16 protein-coding genes are annotated in these 18,894 nt (G+C 65.2%); 10 read left to right on the top strand and 6 right to left on the bottom strand.

The window, feature by feature from the left end:
- The first annotated feature begins 21 nt into the window (after positions 1–21).
- The 3 genes from ACIBQ1_RS37070 to ACIBQ1_RS37060 all read left to right on the top strand — a co-directional run bounded on the left by ACIBQ1_RS37070 (position 22) and on the right by ACIBQ1_RS37060 (position 4,540).
- Entirely contained in the window at positions 22–2,643 is a 2,622-nt protein-coding gene (locus tag ACIBQ1_RS37070) for a family 78 glycoside hydrolase catalytic domain (RefSeq protein WP_397284137.1), read from the top strand.
- A 15-nt stretch (positions 2,644–2,658) separates the two neighbouring features.
- Positions 2,659–3,858 (top strand): glycoside hydrolase family 1 protein, encoded by a 1,200-nt coding sequence (locus ACIBQ1_RS37065; protein ID WP_397284135.1) that lies wholly within the window; start codon positions 2,659–2,661, stop codon positions 3,856–3,858.
- Between the two features lie 112 nt (positions 3,859–3,970).
- Positions 3,971–4,540: a TetR/AcrR family transcriptional regulator gene (locus ACIBQ1_RS37060; RefSeq protein ID WP_397284133.1), complete on the top strand. Its 570-nt coding sequence runs from the start codon at positions 3,971–3,973 to the stop codon at positions 4,538–4,540.
- Positions 4,541–5,223: 683 nt separating this feature from the next.
- On the opposite strand, the gene ACIBQ1_RS37055 is transcribed toward ACIBQ1_RS37060, so the two are convergent.
- The 3 genes from ACIBQ1_RS37055 to ACIBQ1_RS37045 are packed head-to-tail and all read right to left on the bottom strand — an operon-like array spanning position 5,224 to position 8,045.
- The gene (locus ACIBQ1_RS37055) at positions 5,224–6,417 is read right to left on the bottom strand and encodes a hypothetical protein (RefSeq protein WP_397284131.1); all 1,194 of its coding nucleotides are present in this window, start codon (positions 6,415–6,417) and stop codon (positions 5,224–5,226) included.
- Positions 6,418–6,429: 12 nt separating this feature from the next.
- A complete protein-coding gene (locus tag ACIBQ1_RS37050) occupies positions 6,430–7,863 on the bottom strand; it encodes an N-6 DNA methylase (protein ID WP_397284129.1) in 1,434 nt (477 codons plus the stop codon).
- Positions 7,860–8,045, bottom strand: a complete 186-nt coding sequence (locus ACIBQ1_RS37045; RefSeq protein WP_397284127.1) for a hypothetical protein — start codon at positions 8,043–8,045, stop codon at positions 7,860–7,862. The genes ACIBQ1_RS37050 and ACIBQ1_RS37045 overlap by 4 nt, the downstream gene beginning before the upstream one ends.
- Before the next feature lie 256 nt (positions 8,046–8,301).
- On the opposite strand from ACIBQ1_RS37045, the gene ACIBQ1_RS37040 reads away from it, so the two are divergent.
- The 3 genes from ACIBQ1_RS37040 to ACIBQ1_RS37030 all read left to right on the top strand — a co-directional run bounded on the left by ACIBQ1_RS37040 (position 8,302) and on the right by ACIBQ1_RS37030 (position 12,402).
- Entirely contained in the window at positions 8,302–8,559 is a 258-nt protein-coding gene (locus ACIBQ1_RS37040) for a hypothetical protein (RefSeq protein ID WP_397284125.1), read from the top strand.
- 329 nt (positions 8,560–8,888) lie between these two features.
- Entirely contained in the window at positions 8,889–9,314 is a 426-nt protein-coding gene (locus ACIBQ1_RS37035) for a hypothetical protein (RefSeq protein ID WP_397284123.1), read from the top strand.
- Between the two features lie 190 nt (positions 9,315–9,504).
- Positions 9,505–12,402, top strand: a complete 2,898-nt coding sequence (locus tag ACIBQ1_RS37030) for a tetratricopeptide repeat protein (RefSeq protein ID WP_397284121.1) — start codon at positions 9,505–9,507, stop codon at positions 12,400–12,402.
- A gap of 231 nt (positions 12,403–12,633) precedes the next feature.
- Here the strand turns inward: ACIBQ1_RS37030 and ACIBQ1_RS37025 are convergent, their stop codons facing one another.
- The 3 genes from ACIBQ1_RS37025 to ACIBQ1_RS37015 are packed head-to-tail and all read right to left on the bottom strand — an operon-like array spanning position 12,634 to position 14,562.
- A complete protein-coding gene (locus ACIBQ1_RS37025) occupies positions 12,634–13,041 on the bottom strand; it encodes a DUF6527 family protein (protein WP_397284119.1) in 408 nt (135 codons plus the stop codon).
- Positions 13,038–14,315, bottom strand: a complete 1,278-nt coding sequence (locus tag ACIBQ1_RS37020) for a ThiF family adenylyltransferase (protein WP_397284117.1) — start codon at positions 14,313–14,315, stop codon at positions 13,038–13,040. Before ACIBQ1_RS37020 ends, ACIBQ1_RS37025 begins: the two co-directional genes overlap by 4 nt.
- The gene (locus ACIBQ1_RS37015) at positions 14,290–14,562 is read right to left on the bottom strand and encodes a multiubiquitin domain-containing protein (RefSeq protein ID WP_397284115.1); all 273 of its coding nucleotides are present in this window, start codon (positions 14,560–14,562) and stop codon (positions 14,290–14,292) included. The genes ACIBQ1_RS37020 and ACIBQ1_RS37015 overlap by 26 nt, the downstream gene beginning before the upstream one ends.
- 182 nt (positions 14,563–14,744) lie before the next feature.
- On the opposite strand from ACIBQ1_RS37015, the gene ACIBQ1_RS37010 reads away from it, so the two are divergent.
- The 4 genes from ACIBQ1_RS37010 (at position 14,745) to ACIBQ1_RS36995 (ending at position 18,617) form a co-directional block, all read left to right on the top strand.
- A complete protein-coding gene (locus ACIBQ1_RS37010) occupies positions 14,745–15,074 on the top strand; it encodes a hypothetical protein (RefSeq protein WP_397284113.1) in 330 nt (109 codons plus the stop codon).
- Positions 15,071–16,171: a hypothetical protein gene (locus ACIBQ1_RS37005; RefSeq protein ID WP_397284111.1), complete on the top strand. Its 1,101-nt coding sequence runs from the start codon at positions 15,071–15,073 to the stop codon at positions 16,169–16,171. The genes ACIBQ1_RS37010 and ACIBQ1_RS37005 overlap by 4 nt, the downstream gene beginning before the upstream one ends.
- A gap of 247 nt (positions 16,172–16,418) precedes the next feature.
- Positions 16,419–17,018, top strand: a complete 600-nt coding sequence (locus ACIBQ1_RS37000; protein WP_397284110.1) for a hypothetical protein — start codon at positions 16,419–16,421, stop codon at positions 17,016–17,018.
- Positions 17,019–17,093: 75 nt separating this feature from the next.
- The gene (locus tag ACIBQ1_RS36995; RefSeq protein ID WP_397284108.1) at positions 17,094–18,617 is read left to right on the top strand and encodes an ISKra4 family transposase; all 1,524 of its coding nucleotides are present in this window, start codon (positions 17,094–17,096) and stop codon (positions 18,615–18,617) included.
- Positions 18,618–18,894 lie beyond the last annotated feature (277 nt).

The following is an 18,894-nucleotide window of genomic DNA, read 5'->3' as shown; positions in this document are numbered from 1 at the left end:
GACGGAAGGAGAGACGGCATCATGCAGCAGACTCCCGCCCCCACCTGGTGGTCCGCCTGCGAACAGCCCGGCACGGGAGTCCTGTCGACGCGCACGCCCGTGCTCAGCTGGCGGCCGCCTGCCGGTCGGGCGGAGTGTTCGGCGTACGAGGTCGAGACGTCCTGGGACGGTGGTGCTCCGCAACGCCACCGGACCCGCGACGGCGTGCCGCGGCTCGCCTGGCCCTGGTCGCCGATACCGAGCCGCACACGCGTGGACCTGCGTGTGCGGGTGGCGGACGACAGCGGGTCCCCCTGGTCGGACACGCTGACGGTGCGCTCGGCGCTCTGGCATGAGGAGGACTGGGCAGGCCGGTGGATCTCGCCGCCGGATCGCGACATCGACGCCGTCGACCACGGAGCCTGGGAGCTGGACACCTCGTTCGAGCTCGCCGAGCTCCCCCCGAGCGCTCGCCTGTACGCGACATCCCTGGGCGTGTACGAGGTCTTGGTGAACGGGTCCCGGGTCGGCGACATCGAGCTGACCCCCGGCTTCACCAGCTACCAGGCGACGCTTCATGCCCAGGCGTATGACGTGACTTCCCTTTTGCGACCTGGCCGCAACACGATCGTCCTGACCGTCTCGGACGGCTGGTTCCGAGGCCGGAACGGTGGCCGGCAGGTGCGGAACGCCTGGGGCGAAACGCTTGCCGTACGAGCCCAGGTGGAGACCGAGGACACTGCCGGGACCACCACGACGGTCGCCATGACCGGGTCGGACTGGTCCGCCAGGCCGTCGCCGATCACGCGAGCGGACCTGATGCGCGGACAGGCGAGCGACCTGCGAATCCGCCCCGGCGAGGACGAGCTCTGCGAGCCTGTCCTGGTCGATGCTGTCACGGCCCCGACCCCAAGCTGGTCCCCCGCGCCGCCCGTACGCCGGGTGGAGGAGTGGTGGCCCCGCTCCGTCACGCTGCTCGGCACGGACGTGTCGATCGTGGACGCGGGCCAGAACATCTCCGGCTGGCTGCGCCTGCGCAACCTCGGCGCACGGGGAGCGCACACCCGCCTCGAATTCGGCGAACACCTCGCACCAGACGGAGACCTGACCACTGCCCACCTCGACATCGCGCCCCTGCCCTTCGGCCAGGTCGACGAGGTGACCGCCAGTGGCGAGGAAGGCGAGGTGTTCGAGCCGCGCCACACCATCCACGGTTTCCGCTACATCCGCGTCACCCACCCCGGCCGCGCCCTGAGCGCCGACGACATCACCGTCGTCGCGGTCCACACCGACCTGCCGCGACGCGGCTGGTTCACCTGCAGCAACCTCGACCTCGAACGGCTTCACCACGCGGCCGACTGGAGCTTCCGCGGCAACATTGTCGACATCCCCACCGACTGCCCCACTCGTGAACGCTCCGGCTGGACCGGGGACTTCGGCCTGTTCGCCCCGGTCGCCGCACGCCTCTACGACATCGACGGCTTCAGCCGGAAGTGGCTGCACTCCGTCCGCGACGACCAGCTCGACAACGGGCTGCCCGCCATGTTCTCCCCGGATTCTGAGCGGATGCGGAACCATCCGGACCACCAGGGGCTGGTCGGCGGCGGCTCCGCAGGCTGGGGCGACGCCCTGATCGACGTGCCGTGGACGCTGTACACCGAGTACGGCGACACCGGGATCCTGGCGGACAGCTGGCAGAGCATGTGGGCCTGGATCGAGTACGCCCTGCGCTGCGCCAGGGAGATCCGTCATCCCTCCCGCACCGCCGCACCCGCGCCTCATGAGCAGTACATCTGGGACGGCCCGTTCCACTTCGGTGAATGGTGTGAGCCGCGGCGTCCCGACGACCCGCCGCTCTCCCTTGAGAGCGTGATGGCCGCCGACCAGGGCGAGGTTGCCACCGCCTACCTCTACCGCTCACTGACCCGGTTCAGCTCCATCGCCGCTGTCCTCGAACGTCCGGAAGCGGCTGACCACTACGGCGCCCTCGCCGGACGCGTACGCGACGCCTGGCGCACCGAATTCCTGCGGCCCGGCGGACGCACCGCCTCGGACTCCCAGGCCGCATACGTGCGCGCCCTCACCTTCGGCCTCCTACCGGAGGAACTGCGCGACGCTGCCACAGATCGCCTCGTCACGCTCATTCACGAGAACGACGACCGGCTCGGCACCGGCTTTCTCACCACTGGCCTCCTGCTGCCCGCTCTCGCCGACGCCGGCCACTCAGACCTCGCCTACACCCTCCTGCTCCGCCGCGGTACCCCCTCCTGGCTGGGGATGCTCGACCGAGGCGCGACCACCATGTGGGAGGAGTGGGAGGGCATCGATGCCGACGGCACTGCCCACGCCTCCCTGAACCACTACAGCAAGGGCGCGGTGATCCAGTTCCTCCACGGGTACGTGGCGGGGCTGCGGCAGGACCCGTCCTCAGTGGGCTGGCACCGCTTCACCGTCCACCCGTACCTGGGCGGCGGACTCACGGCGGCTCAGTTTCTCCACCTCACCCCTCGCGGTTCGATCGACGTCAGCTGGCGCCTCGACGACGCCCACTTCGCGCTCGACGTCGATGTTCCCCCCACCGCGACCGCGGAGATCGTCCTGCCCAACGGCGACGTCCATCACCGCGGCGTCGGCCACCACCGATTTACCTGTACGACTCGTTAGTCACCGAAGGAACCCATGCCGAACTTCTTGTGGGGCGCTGCCTCATCCGCCCATCAAATCGAGGGGAACAACGCCAATAGCGACTGGTGGTGGATCGAGAACCATGAGCACAGCGCCATGGAGCGCAGCGGTGACGCCGTCGACAGCTACCACCGCTACCCCGAGGACATGCGCCTGCTCGCCGACGCCGGACTCAACTCCTACCGCTTCGGCCTGGAATGGGCGCGGATCGAACCGGAGCCCGGCGAGTTCTCCCGCGCCGCCCTGGCCCACTACCGTCGCATGATCGACGGAGCGCTCGACCTGGGTCTCACTCCCGTCATCACCCTCCAGCACTTCACCCACCCGCTCTGGTTCATCCAGGAAGGCGGCTGGCAGGGAGACAGAGGCGTCGATCGCTTCGCCCGCTATGTGGAGCAGGCGGCCACGATCCTCCGGGACGTTCCCTGGGTGTGCACCATCAACGAGCCCAACATCCTGACCCTGTCGACACGCCTGGTCGACCGGTTCATCTCGGGCCGGGCGACCTCGATGACCGTCGCGTCGGAGGCCAACAAGGGCCTGCCCACCCCCGACCTCGAGATCGGAGCCGTCCTGGCCAAGGCCCACGCCGTCGCCCAGGACATCCTCCACACCCGCACCGACGCCAAGACCGGCTGGACGGTCGCCTGCCAGGCGCTCACCCCCGCTCCCGGCAGCGAAGCGAAGTTCGGCGAGGTGAAGTACGCCTGGGAGGACTTCTATCTTGAGCACTCCCGAGGCGACGACTTCACCGGCGTGCAGGCCTACACCAGCCAGATCGTCGACGCGAGCGGTGTCGTCCCCCACCCGGCGCATCCGAACAACACCCTCACCGGCTGGGCCTACCGCCCCGACGCCCTCGGCATCGCCGTGCGCAACGCCGCCCAGGTGACGAGAGGGACCCCGATCATCGTCACCGAGAACGGCATCGCCACCCACGACGACGAGCGCCGCATCCAGTACATCTCCGAGGCCCTACGCGCCCTGTTCGCCGCTGTCAACGACGGCATCGACGTACGCGGCTACCTGCACTGGTCCGCGCTCGACAACTACGAGTGGGGGCACTGGGGGCCCACGTTCGGCCTGATCGCCGTAGACCGCGAAACCTTCGTGCGCACCCCGAAGCCGAGCCTGCGCTGGCTCGGCAGGATTGGCCGCGACGGCTACCGTCAAGACGGCATGGCCGTGGCCTGAGGCATCTAAAATCTCACCGGAGTAAGATTTCTTTACCGACTAGTACCCCACACAGATGGAGGCTGGTTCAGTAGTGTCGAGCGCGAGGGGACCCTATGCGAAGAGCGCCCGGGTGAGGGCTGCAGCGATCGAAGCCGCCACCGAACTCTTCGGCACCGCCGGCTACCGCGGAGCGACCTTCAAGGACGTGGCGGCAAAACTCGGCATGACCGCCGCCGGGCTGACCTACTACTTCCCTGACAAGGACGCACTCCTCGCTGCTGTCCTCCAGGAACGGGACCGTCCGGCTCTGGTGGCGGAGACCGCGATCCCTCCATCCCCCTCGCGCGCCGACATCACCGACCATGTGATGCGGATCCTCGCCGAGAACATCGAGCACCCGGGACTGGCCGAACTGCACTGCATGCTCTCGGCGGAGGCGACCTCCGCCGAGCATCCGGCACACGAGCACTTCCGCGACCGCTACCGCATGGCCCGGGAACTGCTGACCGACGCCTTCGAGGCGGCCACCGCACGCGGCGAGATCCGGCCTTCCATACCGCCCCGGACCCTGGCCACGCTGCTGCTGAGCGTGCTCGACGGCGTCCAACTGCAGTGGCTCCTAGACCCCCAGGAGGTTGACATGCAGGCGACCGTACGGGCCTTTATCTCCGACCTCCTCGCGCCCCCGGAGTCCCCCTGAGCCCTGGCAGCGCACACGGTCAGGGCGGCTGGGGCCGTGCAGACCAGGCTGGACGATGTCCGAATAGGCCATAGCGGGTGTAGAACTTCAGCAAGATCACAAAAGCGAGTCGCGTGGGACCACGCTTCCCAGCGATCAGACCGCGTTCCTCGTCCAGGATCGTCCAGTGCTCGACCAGCTCATCGATGTGCATTGGGTGCACGCCATGACCGTCCAGCATCAACGGGGCAGGTCAAGCGGCTGAGGTCTCCGGCCTCATGCCAACCCACGATGACCAGCCCCTCTTGCAGCGCCCGCGCCTCGCGTTGCCCTTCCCTGCCACCGCGAATCATCCACGCTCGTGGCTCGGCAACCGGCCGAACGTCTTCGTACATACATCACCCTTTCTCGACCTGAACATTCGAAACCTGCCAGACGCATGACGATGAAACAAGAGGAAAGCCGGATCGTCCCGAATTGTTAGCTTCAGTTGCTCAGCGGACGAGCAGCCGCTTGGGAGTTGGTATAGGAATCGCAGGTCGAGCCCGGCAGTATCCGCAGTAGCGCTCCCTGGAAGCCCGTTTGCCATCGATAATTGGCCTCGAATCGGAGGTCTCATCGCCACGCTTATCGCAGCCGCTTCCCGATGCCCCATTCTGAGGATTCTCAGTCGCTTACTTGTTCCTCTTCTTCGGGGTCGGAGGCTATGAGTCGCCAGGTGGCCAGTCGCTTGGGGGAGTCATCTCACGCCATGCCGCTCTGGCGAGGGAGCCCAAGGTGCGATTCTCCGCGGTCACCAGCTTCGCCCGCTCATGGAGCGGTCCGGCAATGCGCCCGAACGACTCTCGCACCGCTTGATCAGGCCATCGGACAGTTTGCTGCTCAAATATCCCCCTGCTGAGCTCACGAGCCTGCCGCCCCTGGGCCGTCAGCACGAGCTCAGAAGCTCTGGCCCGCAGATCGTGCAGGAGCCACATGCGATCGGACTCGTGGAACGGACTGACGGCGAGCATGCCGCGGCTGGGAATCACGGGAACAAGGGTCTCGACAGTCTGTACTCCGTCGGGTGTCGAGGCGATCAAAAGGGATCCTGGCTGAACGATGTGCTTCGATGACGCAGCGATCACACGGGCGACCTGGTCCAGGTGGGGGAGGGCGCTCTGCAGGACCTCGGCCGATGTGACCCATCCCACTGCTGGTGATTGGTCATCTTGTGTCGGGCGGCCCACGCCGGTGCTCACTTTCGCCACGTCGGCAAGGGGTGTTCGGTCCCGGCTGAGATCCGTAGCGGGTATGTCGGCGAAGTAGGCGTCGGCCAGCTTCACCGCGCACTCCGCGATCCGCTCATTGACGGCCTTCTTCTCGTCGATGACACGCAGCAGGCTATGAATCCGGGTGCGGTCAGCCGTCGGCGGCATTGGCACGGGGAGATCTCTGAGCGCTGTCACGCTGAGCGAAGCCCGAGCCGTACCTGCGGAATGTTCGAGGCACCAGGCTCGTGCGACAGGACTCCTCAACCAAAAGGACACCCAAGAGCCGATGCCGTCGCGGCGTCCCTGTTCGGTGCAGGTGACGACGCCAACAGAGCGAGCCGCATTCCACTCATGTTCTCCCGGTGTGACGACGGCGGCATCGCCGACCCGGCCGACCAGGACGATCACGATGTCCCCGGCATGGAGCCACGACCGGGTGCACGCCGCGTGTTCCTCCTGGCTGATGGAGGCAGGCTGGTGAACGCGGATGCGCCCGTCGCTGATGTGCCCCGCCTGCAACAGCGGAACTCCGCCCTGCAGGTTCGGCCCGGCACGGTCGACGCCGTAGGTGATCGAGGCGACACCCGGCAGAGCGCCGAGTCGGTACCAGGCGCATCCGTGCTCGTCCACGACCCTTCTGTCCATGTCGGCCTCCGCTCAGCCCTTCTCCAGAAGTTCGCGTAGCCGCCGTTCGAGCTGGGTGGCCTGGTCGAAATGCCCGTACAACTCGCGCGTCAGCGCCTCGATCTCCGTGGACGGGGACTTGGGCGCGATGGTCTTGACGTAGCGGGTCGGCAGGAGGTCATGGTTCCGGGCGGCTATCTCCTCCAGCGTGACGGAGCGACACCAGCCCTCCTGGTCCTCATACGCCTCGGTGCCGATCCCACGCCAGGCTGACACCGTGCGATGGATCCGGTCCGCTCCGGCTCGGGACAGCACGTGCTGCCTGCCGTCGACGCGTTCGGCCGTACGACCGGCATCGATGAACAAAACCTGTTCCTGGCGAGGATTACGCCCCCAATGCGAGTTCGCGCTCTTGTCCTTGCTCAGCAGCCAGACACACGCGGCTGTCTTGGTGTGTCGGAAGATCTTGCCGGGCAGCGCCACGATCGCGGCCACCACGTCGTCCTCCAGCAACCGCTGACGGATGAGCCGTTCACCAACACGTGAGCCGGTCGCCGCGCCGGCGGCGAGCAACACGCCTGCTCGTCCCGTGGCGTTGAGTGTCTCCAGGATGCGCTGCAGCCAGGCGAAGTTGGCGTTCCCCTTGGGAGGGGGGCCATAGGCCCACGGGTGGTTGCGGAGCTTGTCGTTGTAGTCCCAGTTGGGCATGTTGAACGGCGGATTGGCGAGCACTACGTCGAACGAGGAGGGTGCAAGGCCGTTGTGCAAGGTGTCCACGGGGCCGAGGCCGATGTCCGCATCGAGGCCGTGTAGGACCAAGCGCATCATGGCAATGTGGCGGGCTTCGTTATTGACGTCCAGGCCATGCAGCACAGGGGAGTGTCCTGCGATGGGCCCTGCCGCTACATGCCGTGCCGCTGCGAAGAGGAATCCTCCCGATCCACACACCGGATCGAGAATCCGATCCGTTTCCAGCGGCGCGAGCATACTTGCCATGAGCTCGGTGATCGCGCGGGCTGTGTAGTACTCGCCGCGTACCCCATACCGGGTGGAGAACCGCTCCAAACAGTCCTCGAACAGGTCATGAGACTCGTCCACCGAATCCAGCGCCAAAACGAGCGCCCCCAACTGCCGCTCTGCCGCGGGGGACGGGCTGAGCGAGACGATGTCCTCCGTCGAGCGGGAACGTCCCTGCAGGTTCTCTTCCGGTAGCCGTACCTTCGAAAGCAGTTGAGCCAGCGGCTGTCTGGCACCTTGGCCGCCTGCACGGGCGATCAGACTCTCCCACGTCGGCCAGGACGGTGCCGGGTCCGCCTCCTGCAGCTTCCTCAAGCCGTGCAGGAAGAACACACGCAGCGCCAGATGATACGCGACCAACGGGGAGACGAGCCCGGTCAGCCCGTCGACCGCATCCCACACCTTGGTCAGCCGGTGACCCTCGGCCACAGCGGCACGCGTGCCGCTCACACGACCCCCAGCGCGTTTGCCACGACCAGCCCCAATGTCATCGTGGTGACGAACGCTACGGCTCCGCCCTGGATCACCGCGGGAACCCGGTCACCACCGATGCTCCGCAGGATACCGGCGGCCAGCGCCACAATGATCGAGAACAGCCCGATCACGATCACAACCCAGACCTTGTCGTCCACCCGAACCCGTCTCCTTCGAACGATGCCGAGGGCTATGAAGCTAGAGACGTAGCCGTGTGGCGGGCAACAGCACGCCGTTTGGGAAATTCTCGCCCGGCTGGTGAGGCTGTGTATCGCAGGCTCTCGTGCACCCGCAAGGTGAACAACGCACGCGCCGGCACGTGACTCACAAGTGTCTCACCATGACTCACCATCAAACGACTCGACTACAGAATCGCGGGAAACCCCAGGTCTCACCGTCCGGTTCCGTAACCTCGTGCACGCGAGCGTTCTGCCCCCGATCCGATTGCACGACCCGCGCCACGGCACCGCCACCCTCGCCTTGGCCTGCGGCTCCGACCTGCGGGTCGTGCAAGGCACGCTCGGACACAGCAGCATCATGGTGATCTCCGACATCTACACCTCGGTGCTGCCAGAGGTGTATCACCGCTCAGCCCAGGCGATCGCGCGGCTGGTCCTGGGCAAGGCGCAGGACCGCCCGCAATCTCCGGAAGGCGGCGGCATGACGAAGTGACCCAGGTGTGACCCACATGTGTCTTACGATCAGCAAGAAACCTTCCCATAGGGGAAGGAACCGCAGGTGGGGGTGGTAGGGCGCCCGGGGCTCGAACCCGGAACCTACGGATTAAAAGGCGTATTTTATTGTATCGCTCCGCCCGCAAATGTCGCTTTCAAAATGTCCAAGAATGCCGCCCGGTGCTAGCCCGTATCGCGGGCCGAAGAGCAACCACCGAGCATGTAACCATGGCGTCGGTGGCGATACCCCGATGCTGATTGCATGGCCTTGACTATTCAATTTGTGCTGTAAATGCGTCTTTGGGCTCGGTCTCAAGCTGCCCGCTCATGGCCTTGCTCGGGATCGCGCTCGCGCTGGCGGCAGCCATAGGTGGCGTGGTCGTCGGCGCGTGGTCGCTGCGTGTGGTGGTCGTGCTGCAGGTGCTGTGCGTGCTCGTCGCCTTGCGGGTCCGGGAACCGCGGGTGCACGGCCCGCTGGAATTGAACGTGCTGGTGCATCTCGGATCGGCCCTGCGCGGCCTCCGCCGTAATCCGGTGCTCCGCCGGATGACTCTGGTGTCGGCGCTTCATTACAGCAGCGAAAGCGCGGCCCAGTTGTCGCCTGTTTTCGTGGCGCGGCTGTGGCCACTCTGGGCGCTGGGCCTGTGGCGTACCTTCGGCCAGGATGGATGCATAGCCACGCCTTCGTCAGACAATCAGATCCGAGCGGTTTCAAAGTTCCTTGAGGAACCTGGATGTGCGGGAGAATCCTGAGGGGTCGGGCAGTCGCCTCGCGGGCTGTTGGTAGGACGTAGGCCGCGCGTCGCCGCAGGGCAGCTGCTGTGGCTCTGAAGGGAGGGTTAACATGGCCGTTCCAGTGGCTGAGCAACGCAAGCTTCTTCAGCGCTCTGGGGGTGTTTGCGCGTTTCCCGGGTGTCGCCGGGCACTAACCGCCGAGCCAAGCGTGGTCGATCAGATCGCTTCGCTAGGCGAGATCGCGCACATCGTGGGAGACAGCCCGAACGGACCCCGTGGCGTCTCGCCTCTCACCCCTGAGGAACGCAACCGCTGCGATAACCTCATCCTGCTGTGCAGCCACCATCATCAACTCATCGACTCCCAGCCGAAGACCTGGACAGTCGATCGGCTCTTGGCCATGAAACAGGCACACGAGCAGCGAGTGCTGCGACGCCTAGGAGCGATTGACGCAGTCACCACAGCCGGCACCAGCGGCGAACCCGTAGACAGCGATTACCTAGACTGGTTCGTGCGCCTCGGTGACGCCTTGCCCAGGGTCTGCGACGTGACCAACCGCGCCGTTCTTGGAATCCATGCTGCGAGACCACTTCCGAAGCAGGCCAGTGAGGAGCTCTCGCCTGAGCTCCCGACCTACATCCCACGAGACATCGATGCCGAATTGCGCAGGTACCTCGAAGGTGCCCGCAGCGGCGGAGGCTTTGCGGTCCTACTCGGTGCCGCAACCGCAGGCAAGACGCGCAGTGCCTTCGAAGCGATTCGCGCAGTGCTGCCGGAGTGGGGCTTCATCCTGCCGCCGTCTCCTGACGACCTGGTTTCTTTGATCGACTCTGGGATCCCGCTCGGTCGTTGTGTGATCTGGCTTGACCGTCTCGCTGGCTTTCTCGAATCCGGGCGTCTCTCAAGCGGCACGGTGCGAAGGCTCCTGGGAAACACGCAAGAGCCAATCGTTTTGATGGGCACTCTGTGGTCCACTGACTATGAACGTTTCCACGAACTAGCCAGCGCCAGCGGGATGATGAGCACGAGTGGAGAGGCGCGGGCCGTTCTCAGCTTGGCGCAGCTTATCGATCTCCCTGAGCGTTTCTCAGACTCGGAAGCTGCCCGAACTCTCCAGATCGCCCTCGTCGATCCACGCGTCAAGGAGGCGGCGGCGGCCGTTGGCGACGGCGCACCCCCAGCAGTGTTGGCATGCGCACCGGAGCTGCTTCGCCGCCGGGCGGCTCCCGGCAACGCGATGGGAGCGGCAGTGATCACAGCTGCTGTGGAGGCCCGATTCTGTGGCCACCCTGACGTGATTCCACCCAGCTTGCTGCAACGCCTTGCAGAGGAATATCTGACGCCAGCTCAGCGCGCGCTTGCGGAACCAGACTGGTTCGCCTCGGCGATCAGCTGGGCTTGCAGGCCCGTACTCGGCGAGGTGGCCCCCATGTCTCCGTCAGCTCTCAAGGTCGGCGAACTGGATGGCTACGCTGTCTCAGACGTGCTCGTCTACCACGAATCCAGAAAGTGGAGCACGGCCAGGCGCGTGCCGGACACTCCATGGGACATCCTCGTCGCCGAGACGGACTTGGACGCCTGCGCCCAAGTAGGAATGCGAGCGATGATGTACGGCCTCGTGCAGTACGTCATCCCTGCTCTGACGCGTGTGGCCGATGCTGGGGATGGGGATGCCCTCTTCGCCTTCGCCCTCGCCATGGCGCATTACGATCAGGGTGACCTGGAGTCGGCCCGGACATGGTTCCTGAAGGCACACGATGTTGGACATGTTGCTGCGGCCGGGATGCTGGCCGTCGTCCACAAGGAACTGGGCGACCTGGATGGCGCGAGGTCATGGCTGCGGCGCGGAGCCGAAGCCGGAGATCCTGGTGCGATGGCTGGCTGGGGAAGTGAACTTGAGGACGACGGCGACCTGGACTCCGCACGTTACTGGTACGAACGATCCGCTCAAGATCCAAACGGCTATGGTTCGCTCTTTCTAGGAACATTCCTGCGGAACCACGGAGACTTGGAAGGCGCGCGTGATTGGTTCCGAAAGGCAGCCGATCACGCCCAAGCCGAGGCCGCCTACGTCCTGCCCCACCTCCTAGCCGGTGACGGCGACCAAGACGCGCCGGGAAGAAAGATCCGTCAGACCTATCTCAATAACTTCGCCGATGCCGCTGCCAGGCTTGGCGAGGTACATCGCGCCTTGGGCGAGTCCGACACGGCCTACACGTGGCTGAACCAAGCCGCGGGGTTCGGCAACATCCAGGCCATGGCTCAACTTGGGGCGATGCTGTGGGATCTCGACAGATACGACGAGGCCGTTCGCTGGCTTGAACCGGCCGCCGACGCCGGGAACCACGACGCCATGTTCTACCTCGCCCTCATTATGGACGACCGCGGCGACACGGCACGGGCAGGGGCATGGCTGGCTAAAGCCGCCGACGGCGGCGCCCCGTACGCGATGGGCCGGTTCGCACTTCACCTGCTCGAACATGGAGACATCGATGAGGCAACGAGTTGGGCGCAACGAGCCCATGAGGCTGGCGATCCTCTTATCGAGCATGCCTTCGGATCGGTCTCTGAACGCATGGCCCAAACTGAGGAAAGGACCCAATCCCCTAACAGCACGGGCGATATCTACTGGACGCCGTTTGAACATCCATGCGGATGTGTTATCGACTGGGGTTGGTCAAGCCAAGAGGCCGATCCGCGTTCCTTTATCGCGTGGTGCACGTACGTCATCAATGAGGTCTGCCCGTGGCATGCCGAAGGTTCAACAATCGCCCCAGAGGCACGGAAGTCGATGGTTTTCCTGCGGTGGCGCGCTGAGCAGGGCGGCTTCTTTGCCCGCGAGGCAACGGGCCACGATGTTGAACTTGGGTGCAGCCTAACTGAAAGTTTGCGGACTCTCATCGGACAAATCGCATCCGCCACCGAAAATTCGATTGACGTAGAGATCCCGGCGGCCTACAGTGCGGCGCTCAGGCGCCATGGGTTCGATCCTCGCTCCGCATGGTTCGAGCAGCGGTTGACCGACATAATCCTCAACCGCGGGGAGTCGGAATTGGAGCCGCTGCTTCGTACTCTGGAATCCCGCGAAGGAGACCCGGAACGATAGCCAGAGCCGTGCCGTCGCCGATGGCCAGCACCGGCGCGCGCATGCTTCGCCGCTTGGCATCGTGCAGCAGATCGGCCTACGACTCGCTCGATTGCCCCTCCGGCGGCTTGAGACGATGAGACATCCACGGTGAATGTATCGAGCTGAATTTAGGCAGCGACGATTGAAGCTCCTCGCTGCGCAGCCGTCGCCGGTGACCAGCGTCATGTTCACAGTCTTGATCTTCTGTGTTCAGCGGGTTGATCGGCGTCGTCGTATGCGGGTCCAGATTCGCAGCCACCCAGGCGACTGCGGCATCGGATGGGATATCGATTCCATATGCACAGCGCGGTCGCGGAAGTTAGCGGATCGAGTGGCTGTTGCCGAGATCTGCGGCAGCCAGTCGATGCGGTTGTTCCGGACGTTGTAGTGCGACCGGCATTGTTGCTGGCCATTCCCAACGGACGGCCGCAGGGAGACTGTGCCGTCGAAGGTCAGGATCCAGTCATGCAGTCCGAATGGGGTCACGACCTTCGAGCGGCATCCGCACGCGCACAGGTGGACTGCGGTCTCGAACTGCATTGAGATGTACAGATTGCCCGGCTCGGGTTCGGCCGGGATGTATTCGGTGAATACCGGCGTCAGGGCCTGGGCTTTCACACGGCGGCTCCCGAACTATCGCCCGCGTTAGTGCCAGCCGAGCCCGTCGCGGCCTGAGCGTCAGGCTCGATGTCCTCGCTTTGGACTGAAGGGGTGCCGTACCGGTTGTAGAGCTCGTTGGAGTCGATCGCGTACACGGTGTGCAGTTCGTTTTCGGTATCTACGTAGAACCCGAGGTGCTTCTTGTACCGGAAGATAGCTAGGTTGGCGGTGAGCGAGTTGAGCTCGGCGACCTGCAGGTTGGTGTCGTACTCGGCGTCGTCGCCAACGAAGAAGGAGATCAAGCTGTCTCGCTGGATGTGCTCGATGCGGCCGGGCAACGAAACCGTGATACGGACCTGTCCATTGATGCCGTCGGCGTCTTTGCTGACCCCAACGCCGCTGTCGATGAACGGGACGCTATTGGCGACGAGTGCGTCGATGATGATCTTTTTGTCCGGGCCGGTGTCCATCGCGAGGAATACGAAGTCGGAGTCGAGGAGCTCGTCGACGTTTTCGGAGGTGACATTCACCGGGTGCGCTTTGATGCCGCGACGCATTGCTGAGTACATCTGCTCGTAGTAATGGACCTTCTTCAGGCCAGCTCGAAGGTCCTCGATCCCGGCTGCGCCGGGGGCCCGGTAGGCGTTGTGGGTGCGGAAGAAGTCGCCGTCGTAGAGATGGAGCGCGACTACGGGGGTCTTCGCTAGCAGGTCGAGCAGATAAGCGCCGGTTCCCCCGAGGCCGACGATCACGACCTTCTTCAGGGCGAGACGGGAATTGAACTCGGTGATGCCGGCCCTGCTTGAGAAGGTGTCGAGGTAGAGGAAGACGCCGTCGTCCTCGTCGGTCTCGACTGGCTTGAAGGTCAGCGGAGTCACCTCGGGGGCGACGGTCTGGGCGGGCCCGAGGACCATCGCAGCGTAGTAGGTGACCTTCTCGTAGTAGTCCCGGTAGCCGCCGTTGGGCTTCTGGGAGAACCCACAGACCGCAGTGAGGTCAGGGTCAGCTGACCACTTCTCGACGCTGTCATTGACGAGGCCGTCGATGGGCTGGCCGTTCTTGTCGCGGGGGACGCCGCCAACGAAACACATCACATGGCTGCTCGGGGCGACGGTGGTGTCACCGCTTAGATCCAGTGGGCAGAGGAACGAGCCGTACTGCACCTGGGCTTCGTCGTTGACGAATGGGATGTCGTCGACGACGAGGAACCCGCCCACGATGCGGACGGCGTAACCGTCCTGCACCAGGCGCGCCAGGTCGGCGCTGTTACGAACGAGTCGTGAGCCGGACATTGAAGCTCGTGCCCTTCTTCTTGACCTTCACGGACTCGCCAGCGACGAGGACGCCGTTCCCGCCGTGGGGTCCGATGGCGTTCTTGTAGGTGATGGTGAACATCGCCTGCGGATTGTGACCCGGGTGCGCGAGTTGCCCGAGTTCGTCGTAGGTCACGGTGTCGTGGTCGAGGACGACCGGCGTGCCGTTGATGATCACCTCGAACGTCTTGTTCCTGATGTCGTCCGGCTCGTGAATGGGCGCCATAACCATGGCACTCCCCTTCCATCCTGCCCACCGCTGCTCGGTGGACCCACATGCGACTGTAGCATCATTGTCATCACCCTTTGGGTGATGACAATGATTCGAGTTATCCTGTCGAGGGGTCTGCGCTTCAACCCGAGTGGGCTTGTAGCATCCACTTGAAGTAGTGCGTCATCAGCCGATGGGTGATGGAGAGCAGATACGTGGACCGGGAGTACCTGGACGAGGAGTTGCATCGCCTCGCCACGGACCCCGCATTCCGGCCGAGAGGCTGGACTGCCCGGGAGGTCGCGGACTTTCGAGTCCTCGTTCAGTGCGCGCGGGCAGCGAGCCTCGACACCGACCTGCGGAACTGCCGCATGCTGCGTATCCAGCCCGGTGACACCCGCGACCCGCACAAGGCACGGGCGACGTTGAGCTCCGGCCGCGCTATCAACCTGACGTTCAAGAACGCGGAGAGCCACGGAGCCGTGGTCTTCGAGCTCTTGGCTCCAGAGATGGAAACCTCGCGATGAGTAACCGCCCACACGACCCGCTACCGATCGCCCAGGTGCCGGTCGGTGAACTCCTCGGGAGGGAGCTTGAGGCCAGAGACTGGTCTCAAGCTGATTTCGCCGCGGTTCTGGACCGCCCTACCCAGTTCGTCTCCGAGATCGTCACGGGCAAGAAGGAGATCACCAGGGAGTCGGCGGCGCAGATCGGCGCCGCGCTGGGCCACACGGCCGAGTTCTGGCTTAACCTTCAGGACCAGTACCTGCTCGCCGAGCAGTTTAAGAACGAGGACACCCAAGTCAAGTTGGATGAGGTGCGCCGGCGCGCTCGTCTAAACGACAAGGGCCCGATCCAGCTGCTGAAGAAGCGCGGCCTCCTTACCGGCGCGACCTTGGATGCCCTTGAGGCCGAGGTGAAGGAACTGTTCGAGCTGGACTCTCTTGACGATGAGCCAGGATTCGCAGCGGCAGCGAGGCGCGCCAACCGTTGCGAAGACATCAGCTTGCTACAGCGAGCATGGGTCGCGTGTATCAGGAGGGAGGCCCGCAAGCTTCGCCCGAAGGAGAGGTACTCTGCGAGCCGCCTAAGGGAGCTCGCTAGCACTCTTTCGAGCACGCTCAAGTCGGTCGCCGACTTCCATGACCTGCCTGACCGGTTCAGCGCGGTCGGTGTGCGCCTGGTATACGTCGAATCGCTTCCGGGCGCCAAGATTGATGGGTGCTCGATGTGGGTCGACGGCTATCCGGTCATTGGCTTGTCCGGCCGTGGCAAAAGGCTCGATAAAGTCCTGTTCACTCTGTTTCACGAGATCGCGCACATCCTGCTCGAGCATGTCGACGCCGAGCACCTCATCGTCGAAGGGCTCGATGATACTCAAAGTAACGAAACAGGGCGGGAGAAGGACGCGGACAGGGAGGCCACGAATTTGGTGTTTCCGCACGGCGTCCCCGACATCCCAGCCCGCATCAGTGCGCATTGGGTCAATCAGGCGGCCGATGGGCTTGGGGTGGCGCGCATCGTCGTCATCGGTCACCTTCAGCACCGCCGTCGCCTTGACTGGCGGACGACACTGGCGAAGAACGCTCCTTCGGTAAGCGACGCTCTGGAGGCGTGGGCATAGCAATCTGGCGAGGTTCTCGATGAGCGTGTTGGCCCCAGGTACCGACTTGGGGCGGCAGCGACATTATGCCGGGTTGGGAATATTTGGACTCTGCGCGAGACCGCTGATGGTTGTGGTGTGCTCGCCCATCCGGAAGTTCATCTGGGTACGGCTCCTTCTGAGGGAGTGGCTGAGCTGGGGGTTCGTGGTTCGGGCCTGGTTGTGTGAGGGATCGCGTCCTACCGTCTGAGGCAAGGCGGTGGTGGCGATGGGCTCGTTGCTGGAGGAGCTGGCGCGGCGGGAGGCTGCAGCTCGGCGTCGGATCGAGGGGCTGCGACAGCAGATCAGCGAGCTGACCGAGCGGCTGGGGGCCGAGGAGGACCGGTTGTCTCGTCTGGTGGTCACGCGCGAGACGGTTGAGGAGATCCTTGGTGAGGCCGCCTCGCAGGTCGAGGAGCCCGAAGAGGAGGGCGGCTCGGCTGATGCCGCGGGGGCGGAAGAGGGGCCCCCGGAGGTGGTGCGGTTGGGGGTGGTGACGGTGCCGCGATGGCGTTCGGGGATGGGGACGAAGGTGTTGCCGCAGGCGTATCGGGACGCGGTTGAGATCTTGGTTGATGGGGGCGGGCCGATGCGGGCGGGGCAGCTGCTGGTGGCGATGGGCCTACAGGATGCGGCCTCGACGCGGGAGGGGCTGCGGTCGAAGCTGAAACGGCTGGTCGAGCGCGGTTGGCTGGAGGAGGTGGGCGCTGGCTTGTTCATGGTGACCGAGCAGGTAGCCGCGCAGGTGACCGGGCAGGTGACCGGCCGCGCATCGAAGAGGGGGCCGGCTGGTTCCGGTGATGGCATCGGGTCCTCACCGCCGCAGTGATTGCGGCGGGGCTCTCCTGCCAGGGAGGTTCGAAGGTGCCAACCAGTCGAAACCGCCCACGAGAAGAGCCCTGCGGTGGAACCGTACTGTGCAGACGCGGCCGCTGACGTCTTTGCAGCGGCGATCGAAACCTTCAACTGTCTACTCGGACAGCTCGCCGACCCCCAGACCGCGTCCTGGACGCATGATCGGCTTGAGGAGGTGATCGAGCAGCAGGGCCGTGAGCTGCTGCGGCTGTTGTTACAGGCCCATCTGGACCTGCGGGCGCTACGCGAGCAGGACGCCGTCGCCGAGGCCGGGATCGGTGGGGCCGCGGTGGTGGGAGCTGATGGCCTGCCGCGGCGGCGGGTGGAGATGCGGCATCACCGGCTGCTGGCCACCGTCTTCGGGACGGTGACCGTGACGCGGTGCGCCTGGCGTGCTCCCGGCCTGCCGAACGTCTATCCCGCGGACATGGCGTTGTCGCTGCCCGCGGGTCGGCACAGCCACGGCCTGGCCCGCCTGGCGGTGGCCGAAGCGGTCCGCGGTTCGTTCGATGCCGCACACGCCGCGATCACCGCTCGGTGCGGGAACGTGCTCGGCAAACGGCAGCTGCAACGCCTGGTCCAGGCCGCCGCCGTCGATATCGACGCCTTCTATCAGCAGCGCACCCCCGTGCCGCGGACCCGTGATGAGCTGCTGGTGCTCAGCTGTGACGCCAAGGGCGTGGTGATGCGGCCCGAGGCGCTTCGCCCGGCCACCGCGAAAGCGGCTGCCCGAGCCACCCGCACGTTCCGGACCCGCCTTGCGGCCGGTCAGAAGTCGTGCCGCAAGCGGATGGCCACTCTCGCCGCCCTCTACGATGCCGAGCCCGCGCCGCGTCGTCCGCACGATGTGATCGCCCTGCCCGGCGGACGCACCAGCGAACGCAGGCCACGGCCAGGGCCGCACGCGAGCGGGAAATGGCTGTGCGGCTCGGTGATCAACGACCCGGATGAGGTGATTGCCGCCCTGTTCGACCAGGCCGAAGCCCGCGATCCCCGCCATGCTCGGGCCTGGGTCGTGCTCGTCGACGGTGCCCGCCACCAACTCGACCTCATCCGCGCCGAGGCCATCCGCCGCAGTGCGGTCATCGACATCGTCATCGATTTCATTCACGTCATCGAAAAGCTGTGGGCCAGCGCGTGGTGCCTACACCGACCAGCCGATCCCGCGGCCGAGGACTGGGTCGCCACCCACGCCTTGGCTCTCCTGGCCGGACGCACACGCCAGGTCATCACCGATCTCGACACCCAGGCCGCGCAACTGCCCACCGGCCAGCGAGTCGGCATCGACGCCTGCATCCGCTACCTGACCGACCACGCCGAGTTCCTCCGCTACGACCAGGCCCTGACCGCTGGATGGCCCATTGCGACCGGCGTCATCGAAGGCGCCTGTCGCCACCTCATCGCCGACCGCCTCGATATCACCGGCGCCCGCTGGGGCCTTGCTGGAGCCGAAGCCATCCTGAAGCTCCGCGCCCTCATCACCAACAACGATCTGCCCGAATACTGGCGCCATCACCTCGGCCAAGAACATCAGCGCGTCCACGGCCAGCACGACTACGAGCTCATCGCCTGATCAGCTCGGTCCCTCAAAAGGAGCCGCACCCAGTTCATCTCGCGAACCCGTCGAAGTGTGTGCCGCACTGCATCCTGCCTGTGCTTCCTACCGCTAACGCCATGGCAAGAGGTTCAGTTAGCAAGGAGGCGCACGTGAATCTCGGAGCCCTTGAGCCCGCCTCCGGTCACGACACGCAGGGTCGGTATGGCCTGTCATTCCGGTCGGTTTCGATCCGGTTCATGTGGGAGGCCGAACAGGTCGCTTCGGCTGTACCCTAGGGCGTCTGGTATCACGA

The organism is Nonomuraea sp. NPDC050153, from assembly GCF_044460125.1.
Classification (GTDB): domain Bacteria; phylum Actinomycetota; class Actinomycetes; order Streptosporangiales; family Streptosporangiaceae; genus Nonomuraea.
The sequence above is the reverse complement of the archived record's forward strand: the minus strand, read 5'-3'. Positions and strand labels throughout refer to the sequence as shown.

Excerpts from the sequence above, each read along its gene's own strand:
- ACIBQ1_RS37055 (WP_397284131.1), bottom strand. The coding sequence starts at position 6,417 with ATGGACAGAAGGGTCGTGGACGAGCACGGATGCGCCTGGTACCGACTC.
- ACIBQ1_RS37015 (WP_397284115.1), bottom strand. The coding sequence starts at position 14,562 with ATGGCGCCCATTCACGAGCCGGACGACATCAGGAACAAGACGTTCGAG.
- ACIBQ1_RS37070 (WP_397284137.1), top strand. The coding sequence starts at position 22 with ATGCAGCAGACTCCCGCCCCCACCTGGTGGTCCGCCTGCGAACAGCCC.
- ACIBQ1_RS37020 (WP_397284117.1), bottom strand. The coding sequence starts at position 14,315 with ATGTCCGGCTCACGACTCGTTCGTAACAGCGCCGACCTGGCGCGCCTG.
- ACIBQ1_RS37005 (WP_397284111.1), top strand. The coding sequence starts at position 15,071 with ATGAGTAACCGCCCACACGACCCGCTACCGATCGCCCAGGTGCCGGTC.
- ACIBQ1_RS37000 (WP_397284110.1), top strand. The coding sequence starts at position 16,419 with ATGGGCTCGTTGCTGGAGGAGCTGGCGCGGCGGGAGGCTGCAGCTCGG.
- ACIBQ1_RS37035 (WP_397284123.1), top strand. The coding sequence starts at position 8,889 with ATGGCCTTGCTCGGGATCGCGCTCGCGCTGGCGGCAGCCATAGGTGGC.
- ACIBQ1_RS37065 (WP_397284135.1), top strand. The coding sequence starts at position 2,659 with ATGCCGAACTTCTTGTGGGGCGCTGCCTCATCCGCCCATCAAATCGAG.